The 14,103-nt window shown below is 70.8% G+C and carries 11 protein-coding genes and 1 pseudogene; 5 read left to right on the forward strand and 7 right to left on the reverse strand.

The features are described 5' to 3' along the window. The first annotated feature begins 386 nt into the window (after window positions 1-386). Complete coding sequence (locus V9U70_RS20020) at window positions 387-1,997, forward strand: beta-N-acetylhexosaminidase (RefSeq protein ID WP_336677108.1); 1,611 nt, start codon at window positions 387-389, stop codon at window positions 1,995-1,997. 403 nt (window positions 1,998-2,400) lie between these two features. Next, window positions 2,401-2,985, forward strand: coding sequence for a hypothetical protein (locus V9U70_RS20025; protein ID WP_336677110.1), 585 nt, complete (start codon window positions 2,401-2,403; stop codon window positions 2,983-2,985). A 197-nt stretch (window positions 2,986-3,182) separates the two neighbouring features. Here the strand turns inward: V9U70_RS20025 and V9U70_RS20030 are convergent, their stop codons facing one another. The 6 genes and pseudogenes from V9U70_RS20030 to V9U70_RS20055 all read right to left on the reverse strand — a co-directional run bounded on the left by V9U70_RS20030 (window position 3,183) and on the right by V9U70_RS20055 (window position 10,145). Next, window positions 3,183-4,595, reverse strand: a complete 1,413-nt coding sequence (locus V9U70_RS20030; RefSeq protein WP_336677112.1) for an alpha/beta hydrolase — start codon at window positions 4,593-4,595, stop codon at window positions 3,183-3,185. Then, a complete protein-coding gene (locus V9U70_RS20035) occupies window positions 4,589-5,650 on the reverse strand; it encodes a hypothetical protein (protein WP_336677113.1) in 1,062 nt (353 codons plus the stop codon). The genes V9U70_RS20030 and V9U70_RS20035 overlap by 7 nt, the downstream gene beginning before the upstream one ends. 736 nt (window positions 5,651-6,386) lie before the next feature. Next, window positions 6,387-6,674: pseudogene (locus tag V9U70_RS20040) on the reverse strand (glycosyltransferase); the annotation flags it as partial. Window positions 6,675-6,904: 230 nt separating this feature from the next. Next, window positions 6,905-7,756, reverse strand: coding sequence for an NsdA family TPR-like regulatory protein (locus V9U70_RS20045; RefSeq protein ID WP_336677114.1), 852 nt, complete (start codon window positions 7,754-7,756; stop codon window positions 6,905-6,907). 341 nt (window positions 7,757-8,097) lie between these two features. Continuing rightward, complete coding sequence (locus V9U70_RS20050) at window positions 8,098-8,730, reverse strand: hypothetical protein (RefSeq protein WP_336677116.1); 633 nt, start codon at window positions 8,728-8,730, stop codon at window positions 8,098-8,100. Next, entirely contained in the window at window positions 8,727-10,145 is a 1,419-nt protein-coding gene (locus tag V9U70_RS20055) for an AAA family ATPase (RefSeq protein WP_336677118.1), read from the reverse strand. The genes V9U70_RS20050 and V9U70_RS20055 overlap by 4 nt, the downstream gene beginning before the upstream one ends. Before the next feature lie 572 nt (window positions 10,146-10,717). Between V9U70_RS20055 and V9U70_RS20060 the strand changes: the two genes are divergently transcribed. Both V9U70_RS20060 and V9U70_RS20065 read left to right on the forward strand, forming a co-directional pair. Then, a complete protein-coding gene (locus V9U70_RS20060; RefSeq protein ID WP_336677120.1) occupies window positions 10,718-11,485 on the forward strand; it encodes an RNA polymerase sigma factor in 768 nt (255 codons plus the stop codon). Further along, window positions 11,464-12,720: a hypothetical protein gene (locus V9U70_RS20065; RefSeq protein ID WP_336677122.1), complete on the forward strand. Its 1,257-nt coding sequence runs from the start codon at window positions 11,464-11,466 to the stop codon at window positions 12,718-12,720. The genes V9U70_RS20060 and V9U70_RS20065 overlap by 22 nt, the downstream gene beginning before the upstream one ends. Window positions 12,721-12,930: 210 nt before the next feature. Here the strand turns inward: V9U70_RS20065 and V9U70_RS20070 are convergent, their stop codons facing one another. Then, the gene (locus V9U70_RS20070; protein WP_336677124.1) at window positions 12,931-13,851 is read right to left on the reverse strand and encodes a L,D-transpeptidase family protein; all 921 of its coding nucleotides are present in this window, start codon (window positions 13,849-13,851) and stop codon (window positions 12,931-12,933) included. Between V9U70_RS20070 and V9U70_RS20075 the strand changes: the two genes are divergently transcribed. Next, entirely contained in the window at window positions 13,832-14,065 is a 234-nt protein-coding gene (locus tag V9U70_RS20075; protein ID WP_336677126.1) for a hypothetical protein, read from the forward strand. The genes V9U70_RS20070 and V9U70_RS20075 overlap by 20 nt on opposite strands. The last annotated feature ends 38 nt before the right edge of the window (window positions 14,066-14,103 follow it).

Genomic DNA, 14,103 nt, shown 5'->3' on the forward strand with positions numbered 1-14,103 from the left:
GCGGCCGCCCTGCCTGGCGCACGGATCGCTTCGGCAGGCCGGCGGGGGGTTCGCTGGACCTGGACAGCGTGGACTCCTCGCTTCTACGACATCTGTGTCAGGGAAGAGGGATGGGAGCGCGACGAGGTTGCGCGCGGAGGGGGTGAAGGAAGGGACGCACGTTCGACACGCTAGCGAGAGGTGTCGGTCGCCGTCCGCCGCGCCAGAGAGAAATCACCCGAACGGGAGAGTTTCGGAACACATGAGGGGTGCCTGACCTGCGTCGGTCGGGGGTCCAGCCGATCCGAGCCTCCTCTCGATGGGCGCATAGTCCGCAAAAATGCCAATCTTTCAGCACATTCACACGTTTCACCTGCCCCTGGCCCCTCAACGGAGGAATCTGACCGATGTCGCCCACGCGTGGTGCCCTCGTCACCGGCGCGGCGGTCACCGCCGCGGCCGCCGTCGTCCTCACTGTCGCCGTCTGGCCGGACGGCTCCGGCGGCGGGCCGTCCGGCGACACGGCGTCGCCCTCCGGCACCTCGGCGGAGGCCGCCGCCCCGTCGCCCTCCCGCAGCTACCCGATGTCCCGCGCCCCGAGCACGATCCCCGCGGTCCGCGAGCACACCCCCGCCCGCGGGCCGGGGTGGCAGCCGGGCGAGGACAGCTCCGTCGTCGTCGCCCGGGGCAGCCAGGTGCTCGTCGACGAGGCACGGCTGCTCGCCAAGGAGCTGAAGATCTCCTACCGGGGCGCCGAACCGGCCCGGACCGGCGACGTCGAGCTGGCCCTCGGCGCGAAGGACGCGGGCCCAACCGAGTCGTACACGCTCACCGTGCGCGACCGGAAAGTGAAGATCACCGGGCCCGACGAGTCCGGCGTCTTCTACGGCACCCGCACCCTCAAGCAGGCGCTGAAGGCCGACGGGACCATGCCCGAGGGCGTCGTCAACGACCGGCCCGACCGCCCGCAGCGCGGACTCAACCTCGACATCGCGCGCAAGCACTACAGCGCTGAGTGGATAGAGGACCGCATACGCGAGATGGGCGACCTCAAACTCAACCAGCTCGGCCTGCACTTCTCCGACGACCAGGCCTTCCGGATCGAGTCCGAGTCCCACCCCGAGGTGGTCTCCGACGAGGCCCTGACCCAGGCGGAGGTCCGCCGCATCGTCGACCTCGCGGCCGACCGGCACATCGAGATCGTCCCCGAGATCGACTCGCCCGGACACCTCGGCGCGGTGCTGCGCGCCCACCCCGGCCTCCAGCTCCGCGACACCCGGGGCGTGGCCTCCCGCGGCTCCATCGACATCTCCGAGCCGGGAGCGGCCGAGATCATCGACGAGCTGATCGCCGAGTACGCCGAGCTGTTCCCCGGAAAGTACTGGCACCTGGGCGCGGACGAGTACCAGGCGCTGACCGTGCAGAACCCCGCCGCCTCCTATCCGCAGCTCCAGCGTGCGGCCGAGCGGAGGTACGGCGACGGCGCCACCATCGAGGACCTCGCCACCGGCTGGCTGAACGACCGAGCGGCCGTCGTCGTCCAGAAGGGCCGGACCCCGAAGGCCTGGAACGACGGGCTCTTCCGCGGCACGAAGGTCACCGCCGACGAGGACATCGAGATCGAGTACTGGACCGGCAAGGAGATCGGCGCCCGCCCGCCGCAGGAGTACCTCGCGGCCGGCTACCAAGTGGTCAACCTCAACGACGAGTTCCTCTACTACGTGCTCGGCGAGCCCAACCAGTTCGTCTACCCGACCGGCCAGCGGATCTACGAGCAGTGGACGCCGATGGTCCTGCGTGGCACCGAGCCCGTCGCGAAGCGGTACTCCCCGCAGATCCTCGGCGGCCGGTTCGCCGTCTGGGGCGACCTGCCGGACGCGCAGACCACCCAGCAGGTGGCCGACGGCATCAGGATGCCGCTGGCGGCGACCTCGCAGAAGCTGTGGGACCCGCGAAAGCCCGCACGGAGCTGGGCGGAGTTCCAGGAACTGGCGCAGCGGACCGGCACCGCGGGCTGACCGACGGGAGCCGCTGGACGGGCTGTCACGCCCCCCGCGCCCACCTGCGAGGATGCGGGGCGGACAGCCCGGCGGCCGCCGGGCTCCCTGACCCGCATGCGGATGGAGCGCGCCGCCGCCCGGTGGGCGCCGCCCTGCCCGGAGCCGGCCGCGGCCTGAAGCGGCCGGCTCCGGGGGCGGCTGGGCCTGAGGTGGCCGGCTCCGGGGGCGGCTGGGCCTGGGGCGGCTGGGGAGCGGTTGCCCTCTTGCGTGGCCCGGAGCCGCCCCCGCCGGAACGGCGTGGCCCGGCGCCCGTCCTGACGCCTCCGCCCCGGCCCGGGCGCTCCGCCTGGTCACAGGAACAGGCCGCAGTGACGATTTTCGGCCATTCGGCGCAGTACCCGGTAGACCGAGGGAGGCGTCGATGAGTCTGCTGGAACTGATCGGGCGGGCCGACGAGCGGGCGCTGGCCGCCGGCGCGCTGGCCTGCCTGGACCGGTGTCTTCCCCTGCTCGGGGGGTCCGCCGGGCCGCAGCCCCTGCGCCCGCTCTGGGCGAGCTGCGAGGACGGGCGGGAATGGGCCACACGGCTGGCCGTCGCCCGTGCGGCGGTGGAGGGCGGCGCACCCGTCACCGACGGTCCGGCCGTGCTCGTCCGGGCGATGTTTCGGGCGGCCCCCTCCGACTTCGCCGCCACACCGCTGCGGGAGTGGGCGGACGCCTGCTCCCTGGCCGCGCTCCGCGTCCACGGGGGGCTGGACGCTCCGGGCGAGGGTCCCCCGCGCGACGAGGAGCGCCTGCTGGAATTGGCCCGCAAGGGGGGACCGGCCGCCGTCGGGCCGCTGGTCGCGGGGGAGCTGGAGCGGCAGGTCCGGGTCCTGGAGGTCCTCGCGGAGACCGGCGGTACGACGGGCAGCGGCGCCGGGCTGCGCAAGGCGCTGGATCTGTCCACGGAGGGACGCAGAATCCTCTGCGCGGTGATGTCACGACGCGCCCGCGGGCGGGGCTGAGGACATCGGCCCGCCGCAAAGCCCGCACGCGAGGCGTGGAACGGGCTCCGCTGCGCCGCCCGGCCCTGGTCCCAGCGCCCTCGGGAGGCGCCCCAGCTCGCCAGGGCGGCCGGGCCCCCCGACCTGCCCCAGCGCGGAGGCCCCCACCGCACCGGGGCCGAGTCCCCGCCGGCATGCTGGCGGGGACTCAGGGGCGATCACGGTCGACCGGCCGGCCCGGCGATCCAGGCCGAGATCTTCTCGGCGAGCTCCTCGGGGGCCTTCGCGTGGCCTGAATACGCGTAATCCAGGCGATCGGCGTCAGGGTAATTCTCGCCCCACGCTTCCGCCGCGATCGGCGGGGTGACCGGGTCCGTGGTATTCGTCAGCAGAAGCAACCTCGGTGCTTCCGCCGCGTCAGGCGCCGTCCACGTGGAATCCTCGTCGCCAGGAATCACGGCGCAGGGGTAGTGCATACGCGAAAGCGCCGCTCCCAGGGGATTTCTCTCCTGCGACCCCGCGCCCGACCCCCACCCTCGGTATGCCGGGCAGACGTTGGCCAGATATCCGACGAACTCCGGCAGAACCTGGCCGTCGCCGTAGCGGCGTGTGTATTTATAGCTTCCTGTTTCTATGATGTCCTTGTCCTTGGCGGTGAGCTTCGGCCAGTTGGTCAGGATCTCACGCAGCGGTTTCTTGTTGCTTTCGAGGTCATGGGAAAGGGAGAAGAGAGCGGTCATCCGCTCGTACTCCTCGACGCCGCCGGCAAGGCCAGGCGTGTCGTCGTCCCCCATGTCCCGAAGCGTCCCACGGAGCTTTTCGCGGCAGTCGGAGGGCGCGTCACCGTCGGCGCATCCCATGACGTCCTGAAGACCCGCTTCCACGGCAAGGCTCCGCTCGACCATCAGGGTGGTCGCGGAGGCGCCCGGCGGAGGGGCGGGAGCGTCCATGACCGTCCAGCCGCCAGTGCGCTGCAATGCGGGCATGACGGCTGTCGCCCGGACCGCACCGAACGACTGCGCGTAGAGTCCGGAGATCTCTCCCTCTCGCTCGCGGAGTTCCTCGAACGACTCCTGGTATTCGCCGCGGTCGAGGTGGTACAGGTCGATATCGCAGGCGTTCCGGAACGCGTCGGGCCAGCTCTTCACCTGCGCTTCCGACAGCTCGCCGCCCGCCGACACCTTTTCCACGGCCTTGAGGCATGCGGGGCTGATGTCGTGGACGGCCCACGGCTCGACGAACGTGGCTACGGTCCGCCGGTGCAGCCAGGAGGGAAGAATCGCCCGCACGGTCGGGGCGTCGAGTGGACGCAGTCCAGGGCCCCCCGGGTCCCAGAGGACCAGTCCGTCCCCTTCTTCGGGTGTGCGGTCAGCTGACGTGTTCGACGGGCCCCCGGCGGCGGGCGGGTAGACGACCGCCCACACTCCCGTGGAAAGCAGATGGCACCGCACGGCCCTGTCGGCGCACGGCTGCGGTTCGGCGGGCTCGGCGGCTGCCGCATTCCCGGATTCGGGCTCGCGCTCGTGGTTCTGGTACAAGTGCAGACCGGTGAGGATGACTGCGGCCAAGGCCGCCACGCCGGCGAACCAGCGGGCGGCTTCGGCGTAGCCGGGACGACGAACCCCTAGCATGTGGTGCTTGCGTCGTACTGCTCACAACTGCTGGTGGCGTCGGTGAAGCCGTCCTCGAAGACCACGCGCTGGAAGTCGTGCATCGACCCCGCGGTGCCCTGCTTCACCTTGATGGTGTGGGTGTAGGCCGCCTCCCGGTCCTCGCCCCCTCCGGTGAGGATCAGTCCCTGGTCCATCTCGATCCACTGGCTTCCCGGCTTCGAGGAGTTGTACCAGACGTCGTACTCGTCGCAGTCCTGGAAGCTGTAACCGATCGAAGCGACCGGGGCCGCCACACCGACGGTGATGGGCTGACCGTTGCAGTCCCCGGTGAACGACGTCTTGGGGTCGATGTCCTCCCAGGTGACCAGGTTGGGCTCGATGGAGTCGAACGGATAGCTCTGGACGCGGAGAACCTTGACGTAAGGGTCGGGGTAGTTGTTGACGTTGGCCGGCTTCCCCACGCCCCAACGGCTGTACTGGTACCAGTCGTAGGCGTTGTCGCCGTCGGAGGAGAGCTTGTTCCGCTTCCAGGTGAAGTGGCCTTCGCCGACCCCCGGCACCCTGAGGATGTACTGCCCGCTTCCGTCGTTGTCCCAGTCGGCCATCCCCGGTCCGGCGAACTCCGCGTCGCTCTCGTCCGGGTTGCTCACCTGGGACTCCAGGGTGACGTCGCCGTCGGAGACCTCGACCGTGAGGAAGTCGATGCTCGTCTCCTTGGGCAGCACCGCTTCGACCTCACCGTCGAGAAGCGGGATCACCTCGACGTCCTCCGTGCGGTACGAGTGACCACGGTCGGCGGCTTCCTGGACGAACTCCCGAACCTCCTTGCTGACCTTCGCCCTGCTCTTCGCCCGCACGTTTCTCGTCTTGGCTCTGGCCTCCTCGAACTCCTTGGAGCTCACTCTCCACGTCCTGTCCTCCTTGGTGAGGCCTGCCCTGGCGATCTTGCTGTCCGTCTTCTCCAGCAGCGCCTTGACGGCCTCGCTCCGGGAAGTGTCGTTTTGTCCCTCTGCGGCCTGAGCGGGCAGAGAGAATCCTCCCAGGAGCACGCCGGACGTTATTATCGCTGCCATCGTTCGTCTCATGAGCATTTCCCGTGTTTGTGTTTATCTGCAAATGGTGTTGACATGCAAGTCAAGCGAACCGATTTCTTCAAGATCATCTGAATTGCGGTCAGAAGCTATCCCGCATGTCGGCCGCGGGTCAAGATCACTTCTTCCGTCGGCTCCGCAGCGTTACGGAACCGTCATGGCGACCGCGGTTGCGCGGTCTGTGCTGGTCGGCCGCTCGCCCAGGGGTGTTCGTCATGGCCGGCGGATAGCGCGTGATCTCCGGTGTGATGCGTCGGAAGGCGGAGGAGTGCGCGCATAGGAGACGTATTCGGGCGTGCCGCCATGCGGTGCCGTATTCATCGTCGTGCGCCCGCCGGGTATTGCGGAAAGGCTCTTGGGCGCGAAAGGCCAGGGGGCGGCTATCGCGACCGTGGACGTTTATGGCGACGTATCGGAAATTCTTCCCCGCCCGGACCATGAACCGTTGCGGGGTCGGTGGACACGCTCATGCGCCAAGCGGGAGGCGTGGGACGCCTCGGGGTCTGATGGCGCCGGCCCCCGTCGCCGGTCGTTGTCGTCGGTGGAGCCGCCCGGGCATCAGCGGGGGGCCCGGCGGGCGTGGCCGCGTCGGCGGACGAACTCGTCCGGCGGGCCGGTCACGCCGTGGGGGGCGGGGGCGGCGGACGGCCCGGGGGGCGCGCCGCAGGAGTCGATGCAGACCGGAGCGACTGCCGGGGCCGCCACCCCGGCCGAGCGGTCACCCGGACGCTGCGGACAGGATCACGTCCACGAGCCTTTGCGCGGCATCCGGGCGACCGTGTGCCCTGGCCGCTGCGGCCATAGCACCCCGGCGCGCCGGATCGTCGAGGAGCGGGCCGACCGCCTCGCGCAGGTGCCTGCCGGTGACGTCGCCGAGGAGGGCGACCGCCGCCCCGGACTCCTCCAGGTGGCGGGCGTTGTGCGCCTGCTCGTTTCCGGCCGCCGTCGCGAGCGGGATGAATACGGCGGGCTTGCCCAGGGCGTCCAGCTCGGCCAGGGTGCCCGACCAGAAGCATGCGCCGGCGCGTTGGTCACGCCGTTGGTCACGGAGGGGTGGGTGGCCTACAAAGCGCCCAAAGAGCCACAGGTTGGAGCGGCGACCGGGGCCGCCACCCCTGGACGAACCCGGTCGAGATGCGCCCTGACCTGCAAGTTTTCTGTTTAGGTGTGGGTTCGCGACTTCCGATTGCCTCGGCCTGCTTCCAGGTGTTTCGGTCTGTTCCCGGGCGCTGTTGGTCACGCGTTGGTCGTGCGGTCCGCCCAGCCTGTCCGGCGTCCGGGCAGACTGTTCACACACGCACGGGCGTCAGCCGCTGATGTGCGTACGAGCACAGGTCTTGAACGGCCGTTTCGCCCTTGTGGGGTTCGAGTGAATCCCACAGAGTGCTGCGCACCAGGTCGAGGCACCGTGAAGCGCCCGTCCCCCAGGGCGGTGTCCAGCGCCGTTCGGGTATCCGACACGGCTGCGTCGACGTCGCGGCCGGCGACCGCAGCGTGGGCACGATAGGTGAGCATGATGGCGCGGGTCCTCTCCCGTTCGGGAGCCAGCAAGCTCAGGCCCTCCTCTAGCGCGGCGGTGGCTCGCCGTGGGTCTTCCAGATCCAACCAGCAGCGCCCGGCGTCGAAGGCGAGGTCGGCGGAGGACGTCCAGGAGACCCACGGGGGTGCGGATTGGGCTCTGCCGCGCTCCAGTTGGTGTTCGGCGTCGTTGAGTGCGCAGGCGACGCCCACATCGTCCTGGGGGACCGCGAGGGCACGAGCCCGGCGTACGTCCAGAAGGGAGCGGGCTGTCGCGTGGCGGGTTCGGGTACGGGCGAGGGAGAGGATTTCCACCGCCTCACTGGGATGGCCGAACCAGGTGGCGGAGTAGGCGAGGTCGGAGAGGACTCCGGCTCCGAGGTCGGGGCCGTCGGCGCTGTGGGCTGAGTGCAGGGCGGTGCGCCAGTGGCGTTGCGCTGAGGCATGGCGGCCTTGGTCGAAGTGGAGCCAGGCGGGACTCCGGGCCGCCTGAGCCAGGACGGTACGCAGGCGGCGGCTGGTGGGTTCGCCATAGCGGGCCGAGTCGAGCAGGTTGATGGTGACACGCATGGCCGCGCCGAGAAGGTCGGCACACACTCCTGAGGGGATGTGTTCGCCAGGCCGGGGAGACGTTCGACGCTGCTCTCCAGCCAGGCGAGCAGGCTTTCGTCGACGCGGTGCCCGGCCAGAGCCCCGGCCAGGCGTTCGGGGTCGACGCGAGCCCATTTGGTTGCCATACCGACTAAGGAGCCGGCGGCGAGGACGAGGCAGATGCGGCCTTCAGGCTGGTCGGGACACACCGATAACTCTGTGCGGCGCGTGAACAACGCCTCTAGCGGGGTTAGGCCACACTGGCGCACCAAGTCGGCGCGCTCCAGCGGTCACGGAATAGCGGAGCGTGCTCGTGTGGGTCACCCGTCGAGGACCTCGAATGCAGCGTCCAGGTCCTCAACGAAAGCCTGCCACGACGGAAGGCAGGTGACGGGACCCTCAGGGTCCAGGAGTTCCAGCATGCGCAGCCGATGCTGTGAGAAACGCTTTTGGAACTGGGCGAGGCGGCGCCCCTTGTACTCGCTCGCCCGCGCGAGCGACTCCTTGAGGAGCTGTTTCGGGTCGGCGACAGTCTCCGCCGCAACGCCTTTGGGGAGATTGAGGCCGACGCGGCCGCGAGGGTTCTCGGCGACTTGGCGCAGACACACTTCGTCTAGGAGGAGCCAAGCTTCCAGCATGCGGACGGGCACGACGGCGACGTGCTGAAGCTCGGGCCACTCGGCGTCCACCGCTTTCTCGATCTCGTCTTTCCGGTCCTGGGCAGGGCCTCGGTCAGCATCCCGTTGCACCACTGCCAAGTCGTAACTCCCCCCGAGTGCGCGGGCGGCCCGGAGCTTGTCTGGTACGGAGTGCCCGGTCGGCAGTCGGAGCAGACCGAAGTCGGGGACTGTGACCGAGACGTCGAGGCCTTTGCGAACGGCAATCGATTCGATATGCGGGACGAGGCCATTGTCGCTGCTGCCTTCGCCGATGAAGAGGACACGAGCGGTCACGCGGCGTCCCCGCTGAGCGTGAGCTGCGCTCCGACGGGCGTAGTGAGATAGGGAAGGATGTCGGCTTTCGTCACGAAATTACCGCTCATATCCTTATTGGCCCGCCAGGTGCCGACGAGTGGACGCAGGCGCAGTGCGCGGTTGAGAGTGCCGTTCTCGCCTCTGTGCATTGCGGTGTCGGCGAACAGGAGATCCTCGTTGCCGACGAGTTGTACGACACCGGGTGAATGCGTATTGATCAGCACCTGTCGGAATGGGTTGTCCGTGCCGGGTTCTACCGACGGATCCACGGCAAGATCCTGTACCAAGTCGACCATGGCGTTGAGGTTCGCTGGGTGGATGCCGTTCTCGGGCTCTTCCATGCAGATCAGTCCACGCACGGAGGAATCTTCGAGCAGAACGCAAAGTGCCAGGAAGCGCAGGGTCCCTTCGGAGAGGCTGCGCGCAGGCAGTGTCATGCCAGCCACCTCGTGCACGTTGACCGTGAGGAGTTGCCGAACTTCGTCTTGATCGACATCCAGATCACGGACATGGATGCCGGTCAGGTCCGAGAGGCGTCCCGCAACCCGGGCGTATACCTGACTGGGGTCCGCACCGGGAGTGTCGTGGGCCACGCGGAAGAGGGTCGCTGGCAGGTGGGAGCCGTCGGCGCCCATCACGTGCGGATCCACGTATCGGTCGGACCGGCGCAGAGCGGATGGTTCCAGGGCGAGCCGTCGCCAGGACTGCATCTCACGGCGAGCCGAGAGGATGGTCGGGTCATCGCTGCTAGTGATGGTGGAGACCACTGTCGCCGGCGCCCGGGATGCCGCAGCCGGCTTGGGCTGGCCTCGGCTGCCACCGTCCTGGTGAATTTTGACGATCGACTCGTCGGCTTCGGTGGTCGTCGAGATGAAAGGCGCGCCGCTACGGTGGCCCTGGATGACGGTGTCGCGGAACTGCTTCGCGCTGTGAGGGAAGCGAAGGTGCTGCGGAGCTTTGCCCTTGGTGATGTGTGCCAGCGTCTCGTGGAGGAGCGTGAGGCGCCCGAAGCGATCGAGTCCGGACGGCTCCTGGTAGCCGACTTCCAGTTCGTACCGCAAGAAGGTGCTGCTGGCCTTCGCGGCCCGGCCGAAGTCGTCCTGCACGTGCAACGGAACGATCATCTCGGCAGCGAACCGCATCCGGTGGTTGCCAGGCTCAAAGCCTTTCCAAAAGAGGTCGCGCGGGTCACCTTGACGCTCGCCATGCACGCCCCGAACCTCCTGGGCTGCCTCCATCATCGACTGGTCGGCGAGGAGTGAGAGGAACTGGATGGCGTCGAAAACGTTCGACTTGCCCGTGCCGTTCTCCCCTGCGATGCAGGTGAAGGGTCCGAAGTCGATGGACAGGTCCAGGAGGTTCTTGAACCCGTGGACTTCGATGCGCGTCAGCATGCGATCTCCGAAAGTTCGTCGAGCGGATCCAACAAGCCTACTGGCGGGGAGGGCTGCCATCCCCGCCAGCGCATCGCCAGTCTCGCGCTTGGTTACTACCCGGCTACGCCACGTGCCGGTATGGCTGACTTCACGGCTTGCGATGGTCCAGTACCCGGAGCGTCTAAGGGCGTGGGCCCGGAACGCGCATCCAGGGCGGTGCGGCGCTTTGACCTCAGGCCGATCGGGTGACCGCCTGGATGTGTTGGTCACACGTTGGTCATGGAGAGGGCCCGAGGCCCACGTATTGCCTGGTCAAGCCGATGAAATGGAGCGACGACCGGGGCCGCCACCCCCCACAGGAGAGGCCCCGGCCGTCTTCCACAGGGCCGCAGCACGACCCCGTACTCATCTCAGCGCCGCGGGTGCGTTTTCTGTCACACCACGCGGCCGGAAAGCGAATTGTTGCGACTTGTACAAGTCGTGGACGCGGCCCCCGCGCAGCACGTAGCGTGCTGGTTCGCGCAGAGCCGCGCAGGGTGGCGCGGCAGTGGTGACCAGCTGCGGTCGAGGACAGCGGGGCGGGTTGGGGAGTGCTGGGGGACGACGCGGAGCTCACCGCCGCGGTGCTCGCGGCGCAGGACGGGGACGAGGACGCCTTCCGTGCTGTGTACCGCGCCATACAGCCACGGCTGTTGGGCTACATACGGACGCTGGTCGGGGAGCCGGACGCGGAGGACGTGGCCTCGGAGGCGTGGCTCCAGATAGCCCGCGACCTCGCCCGCTTCAGCGGCGACGCCGATCGCTTCCGGGGCTGGGCAGCCCGGATCGCCCGCAACCGCGCACTCGACCACCTGAGGATGCGTAGCCGCCGCCCGGCGATCGGCGGCGACGAGAGCGAGCTGACCGGCAGGGCCGCCGAGTCCGACACCGCGGGCGACGCCATGGAGGCACTCGACACCGACCGCACCATGGCGCTCATCGCCCAGCTGCCGCAGGACCAGGCGGAGGCCGTCGTGCTGCGCGTGGTCGTGGGGCTGGACGCGAAGAGCGCGGCGCGGACGCTGGGCAAGCGCCCCGGCGCCGTACGCACCGCCGCGCACCGCGGCCTCAAACGGCTGGCCGAACTCCTGGGCGCGGGACACCCGCCGCCCCGGACCGACGACGCCCCCGCCCCGGACGGAGCTCCGCCGCCCGGCCCGGCCGACGGCGCCGGGAGCGAGGGCGGCCCGGCGGCGGGCGGGACCACCGGTCTCCGCGCCGTGCCCGCGCAGCGCCCCGGCCGGGGCGGCCCGACGGAGCCCGCCGGGGCCACGCCCGGTGTGACGCATTCGCGACCGTGGACGCAGAGGGACATGTGATGGCCGACGAGCACTACGAGTGGCTGGACAGGGGCGCCGCGGAGAAGCTCCTCCGCGGTGAGCCGGTCGTCCCCGTCGGAGGCCAGGCCCGCGACGACGCCGTCCGGCTAGCCGAAGCGCTCGGCGCCGCCCGCGGCGGCCTGCGCCCTTCCCGAGGCGCGCTGCCCGGCGAGGACGCGGTGGTCGCCGCGTTCCGGCAGGCGGCCCACGGCGGCGGCGCCGACCGGCCCGCGGGTCGCAGCGCCGAAGCCGCCTCCGCCGGAGAGCCCGGCGCGCTGCGCTCCGTCCGCATCGGCCCGCCCCCCAGGACCTCGGTTCGAGGTACGCGCTGGAACCGCCCGCTCCGCTTCGGCCTGGCCGTCTCGCTCGCGGGCTGCGCCCTCGGCGGGGTGGCGGTCGCCGCGGGTACGGGTGTGTTCTCCGGCCCCTTCGGCGGTCAGGGCTCGCCCGCGCCGGCCATCTCCGTATCGGCGGCCGTGACCCCTGAGCCGCTGGTGTCCGGTCCGCCCGCCGACGACCCGGCGTCCCCGGCCGGCCCGTCCTCGCCGGACGCGCGCGCGAGGGACTCCCCGCCGGTCGCCCGGAAGTCCGACGAGGCCGAGAGGGCCGGGGGGCCGCGGCCCGGCGCGACCGGCCCGGCATCCGGCGGAAGCCGTCCGGGCGGCTCTGACCGGCCGGGGGCCTCCTCGCAGCCCGGCGGGTCGGGCCGCGAGGGCGCCCCAGGGGATGCGCCGGGCGCCAAGGAGCGCCCCGGGGACCGGAACGGCGACGCGCCGGGGCGCGGGCACGAGAAGGCCGTCACGACCTGCGAAGGCTTCCGCGAGGGCACTCTGGACGACCGGAGCCGCCGTCGGCTGACGGAGCTGGCGAAGGGCGAGGGAGACGTGGGGCGCTTCTGCGACCGCGTGCTCGGCGGCAGCGGGGAACCGGGCGGGTCCGGCAAACCCGGCGGGTCCGGCAAACCCGGCGGGTCCGGCAAACCCGGCGGGCCCGGCGGGTCCGGTGGGTCGGGTGGGTCGGGTGGGACCGGTCGGCCCGGAGAGAGTGGCCCCGGCGTCGGCAAGGGCGACGGCGAGCAGGCCGGGCCGGGGAAGGGCGCGGGCGACGGCGGCTCGCTGCCGTCCGTCTCCTTCCGCCCCGCCGCCCGCTCCGGCGCGACCCCGGGGAGCGTGGTGGGCGCGGTACCGCCGTCGCTTACGACCAGCCCCGCACAGGCGTCCGGAGACACCCGGTGACCTGCCTCTTCTTCGCCCTTTTCGCGCGGTCGTCGGGCCGGGTGTGACGTTTTCCGGCGGCCGGGCGCAGTAGAGAGTGAGCCGACTGGTCATCGGCAGCGCGACGAGCCGAGGTTCCCCCCGTACCTGCGGCTCAGCGCATCGGCGCGGGTGGGACNCCCCCGGTCCCACCCGCGCCCTCTCTCCCACCGGCTGTGGCCATCGCTCGCCTCACCAGTAGACGACGACCTTGTCGCCGTCCTTCACCTGGTCGAACAGGGCCGCGACCTTCTTCTTGTCCCGGACGTTGACGCAGCCGTGCGAGGCCCCGCCGTAGCCGTTGGCCGCGAAGTCGGCGGAGTAGTGCACGGCCTGGCCGCCGCTGAAGAACAGGGCGTAGGGCATCGGGGTGTCGTAGAGCGTCGACACGTGGTCGCGGGACTTCCAGAAGACCGAGAACTCGCCCTCGCGCGTGGGGGTGTACTCCGAGCCGAAACGGACGTCCATCGCGGAGACGACCTTGCCGTCGATCATCCACGCGAGCGTCCGGCTCTTCTTGCTGATGCACAGGACCCGGCCCGTGAGGCACCGCTCGTCCGGCGCGGCCACCGGCCGCTGGGTCGGCGGGTCCAGCTCGGTCGCCGTCGGCGTCCGGGTCATGGCCCGCAGCCTCTGCCAGGTGACGGCGTCGGTGCTGCCGGTGGCCGCCAGCTCCCGCTTGGTCTGGAAGGAGCGTACGGCGGCGGCCGTGACGCTGCCGTAGTAGCCGGTGGGTGTGCGCCCGAAGTGGCCGATCTGCCGCAGCCGGGCCTGGAGTTCACGCACCTGGCCGCCCTCGGAACCGGTACGCATCAGGACCCGCGGCGGCGGGGCGGTGCTCGGCTCCGGCTTCGGCACCGGCTTCGGTTCCGCGGACGGCCGGGCGGTCGACGGGGCCGGCTCGGGGGCCGCGGTCTCCGGGCGCGCGGGCGGCGCGGTGCTCGGCGGGGGCGCTTCGGTGGTGGGGGGCGCGGGCGCGGGCGGCGCGGCGGCCTGCGTCGCCCGCGCCGGCGTCCGGGCGTCCGGCGCCCCTTCGACGGTGACGGGCTGACAGCCCGTCGCGAGGGCGGCGACCGCGAGCACGGAGACGGCGGTGACCCTCCCCCTGGTCATCGCGGCTCCCGGCGGCGACGTCGTCTCCGTCGCGGGCGGTTCTGCTCGTGCCGCCGACACCGGCAGCGCCGCTCCGCGCGGCACCGAGGCCCCCTCGCCCGTGGCCGTGCCCGCCCCGGCCGTCTCCCGTGCCCCGGCCGTCTCCCGGGCTTCCCGCCCGCCGCGGCCGCTGTTCGTGTACGCCATCCGGCATCCCCCCTTGCTCACCCGCTGATCCGGTGCCTCCTGTACGGATTCCCGCCCGGCCCGGTA

The sequence above is a fragment of the Streptomyces pratensis genome (genome assembly GCF_037137275.1).
GTDB lineage: Bacteria > Actinomycetota > Actinomycetes > Streptomycetales > Streptomycetaceae > Streptomyces > Streptomyces pratensis_B.

Coding starts and splice junctions, on each gene's coding strand:
- V9U70_RS20020 (WP_336677108.1), top strand. CDS start 387: ATGTCGCCCACGCGTGGTGCCCTCGTCACCGGCGCGGCGGTCACCGCC.
- V9U70_RS20025 (WP_336677110.1), top strand. CDS start 2,401: ATGAGTCTGCTGGAACTGATCGGGCGGGCCGACGAGCGGGCGCTGGCC.
- V9U70_RS20030 (WP_336677112.1), bottom strand. CDS start 4,595: ATGCTAGGGGTTCGTCGTCCCGGCTACGCCGAAGCCGCCCGCTGGTTC.
- V9U70_RS20035 (WP_336677113.1), bottom strand. CDS start 5,650: ATGGCAGCGATAATAACGTCCGGCGTGCTCCTGGGAGGATTCTCTCTG.
- V9U70_RS20045 (WP_336677114.1), bottom strand. CDS start 7,756: ATGCGTGTCACCATCAACCTGCTCGACTCGGCCCGCTATGGCGAACCC.
- V9U70_RS20055 (WP_336677118.1), bottom strand. CDS start 10,145: ATGCTGACGCGCATCGAAGTCCACGGGTTCAAGAACCTCCTGGACCTG.
- V9U70_RS20070 (WP_336677124.1), bottom strand. CDS start 13,851: ATGACCAGGGGGAGGGTCACCGCCGTCTCCGTGCTCGCGGTCGCCGCC.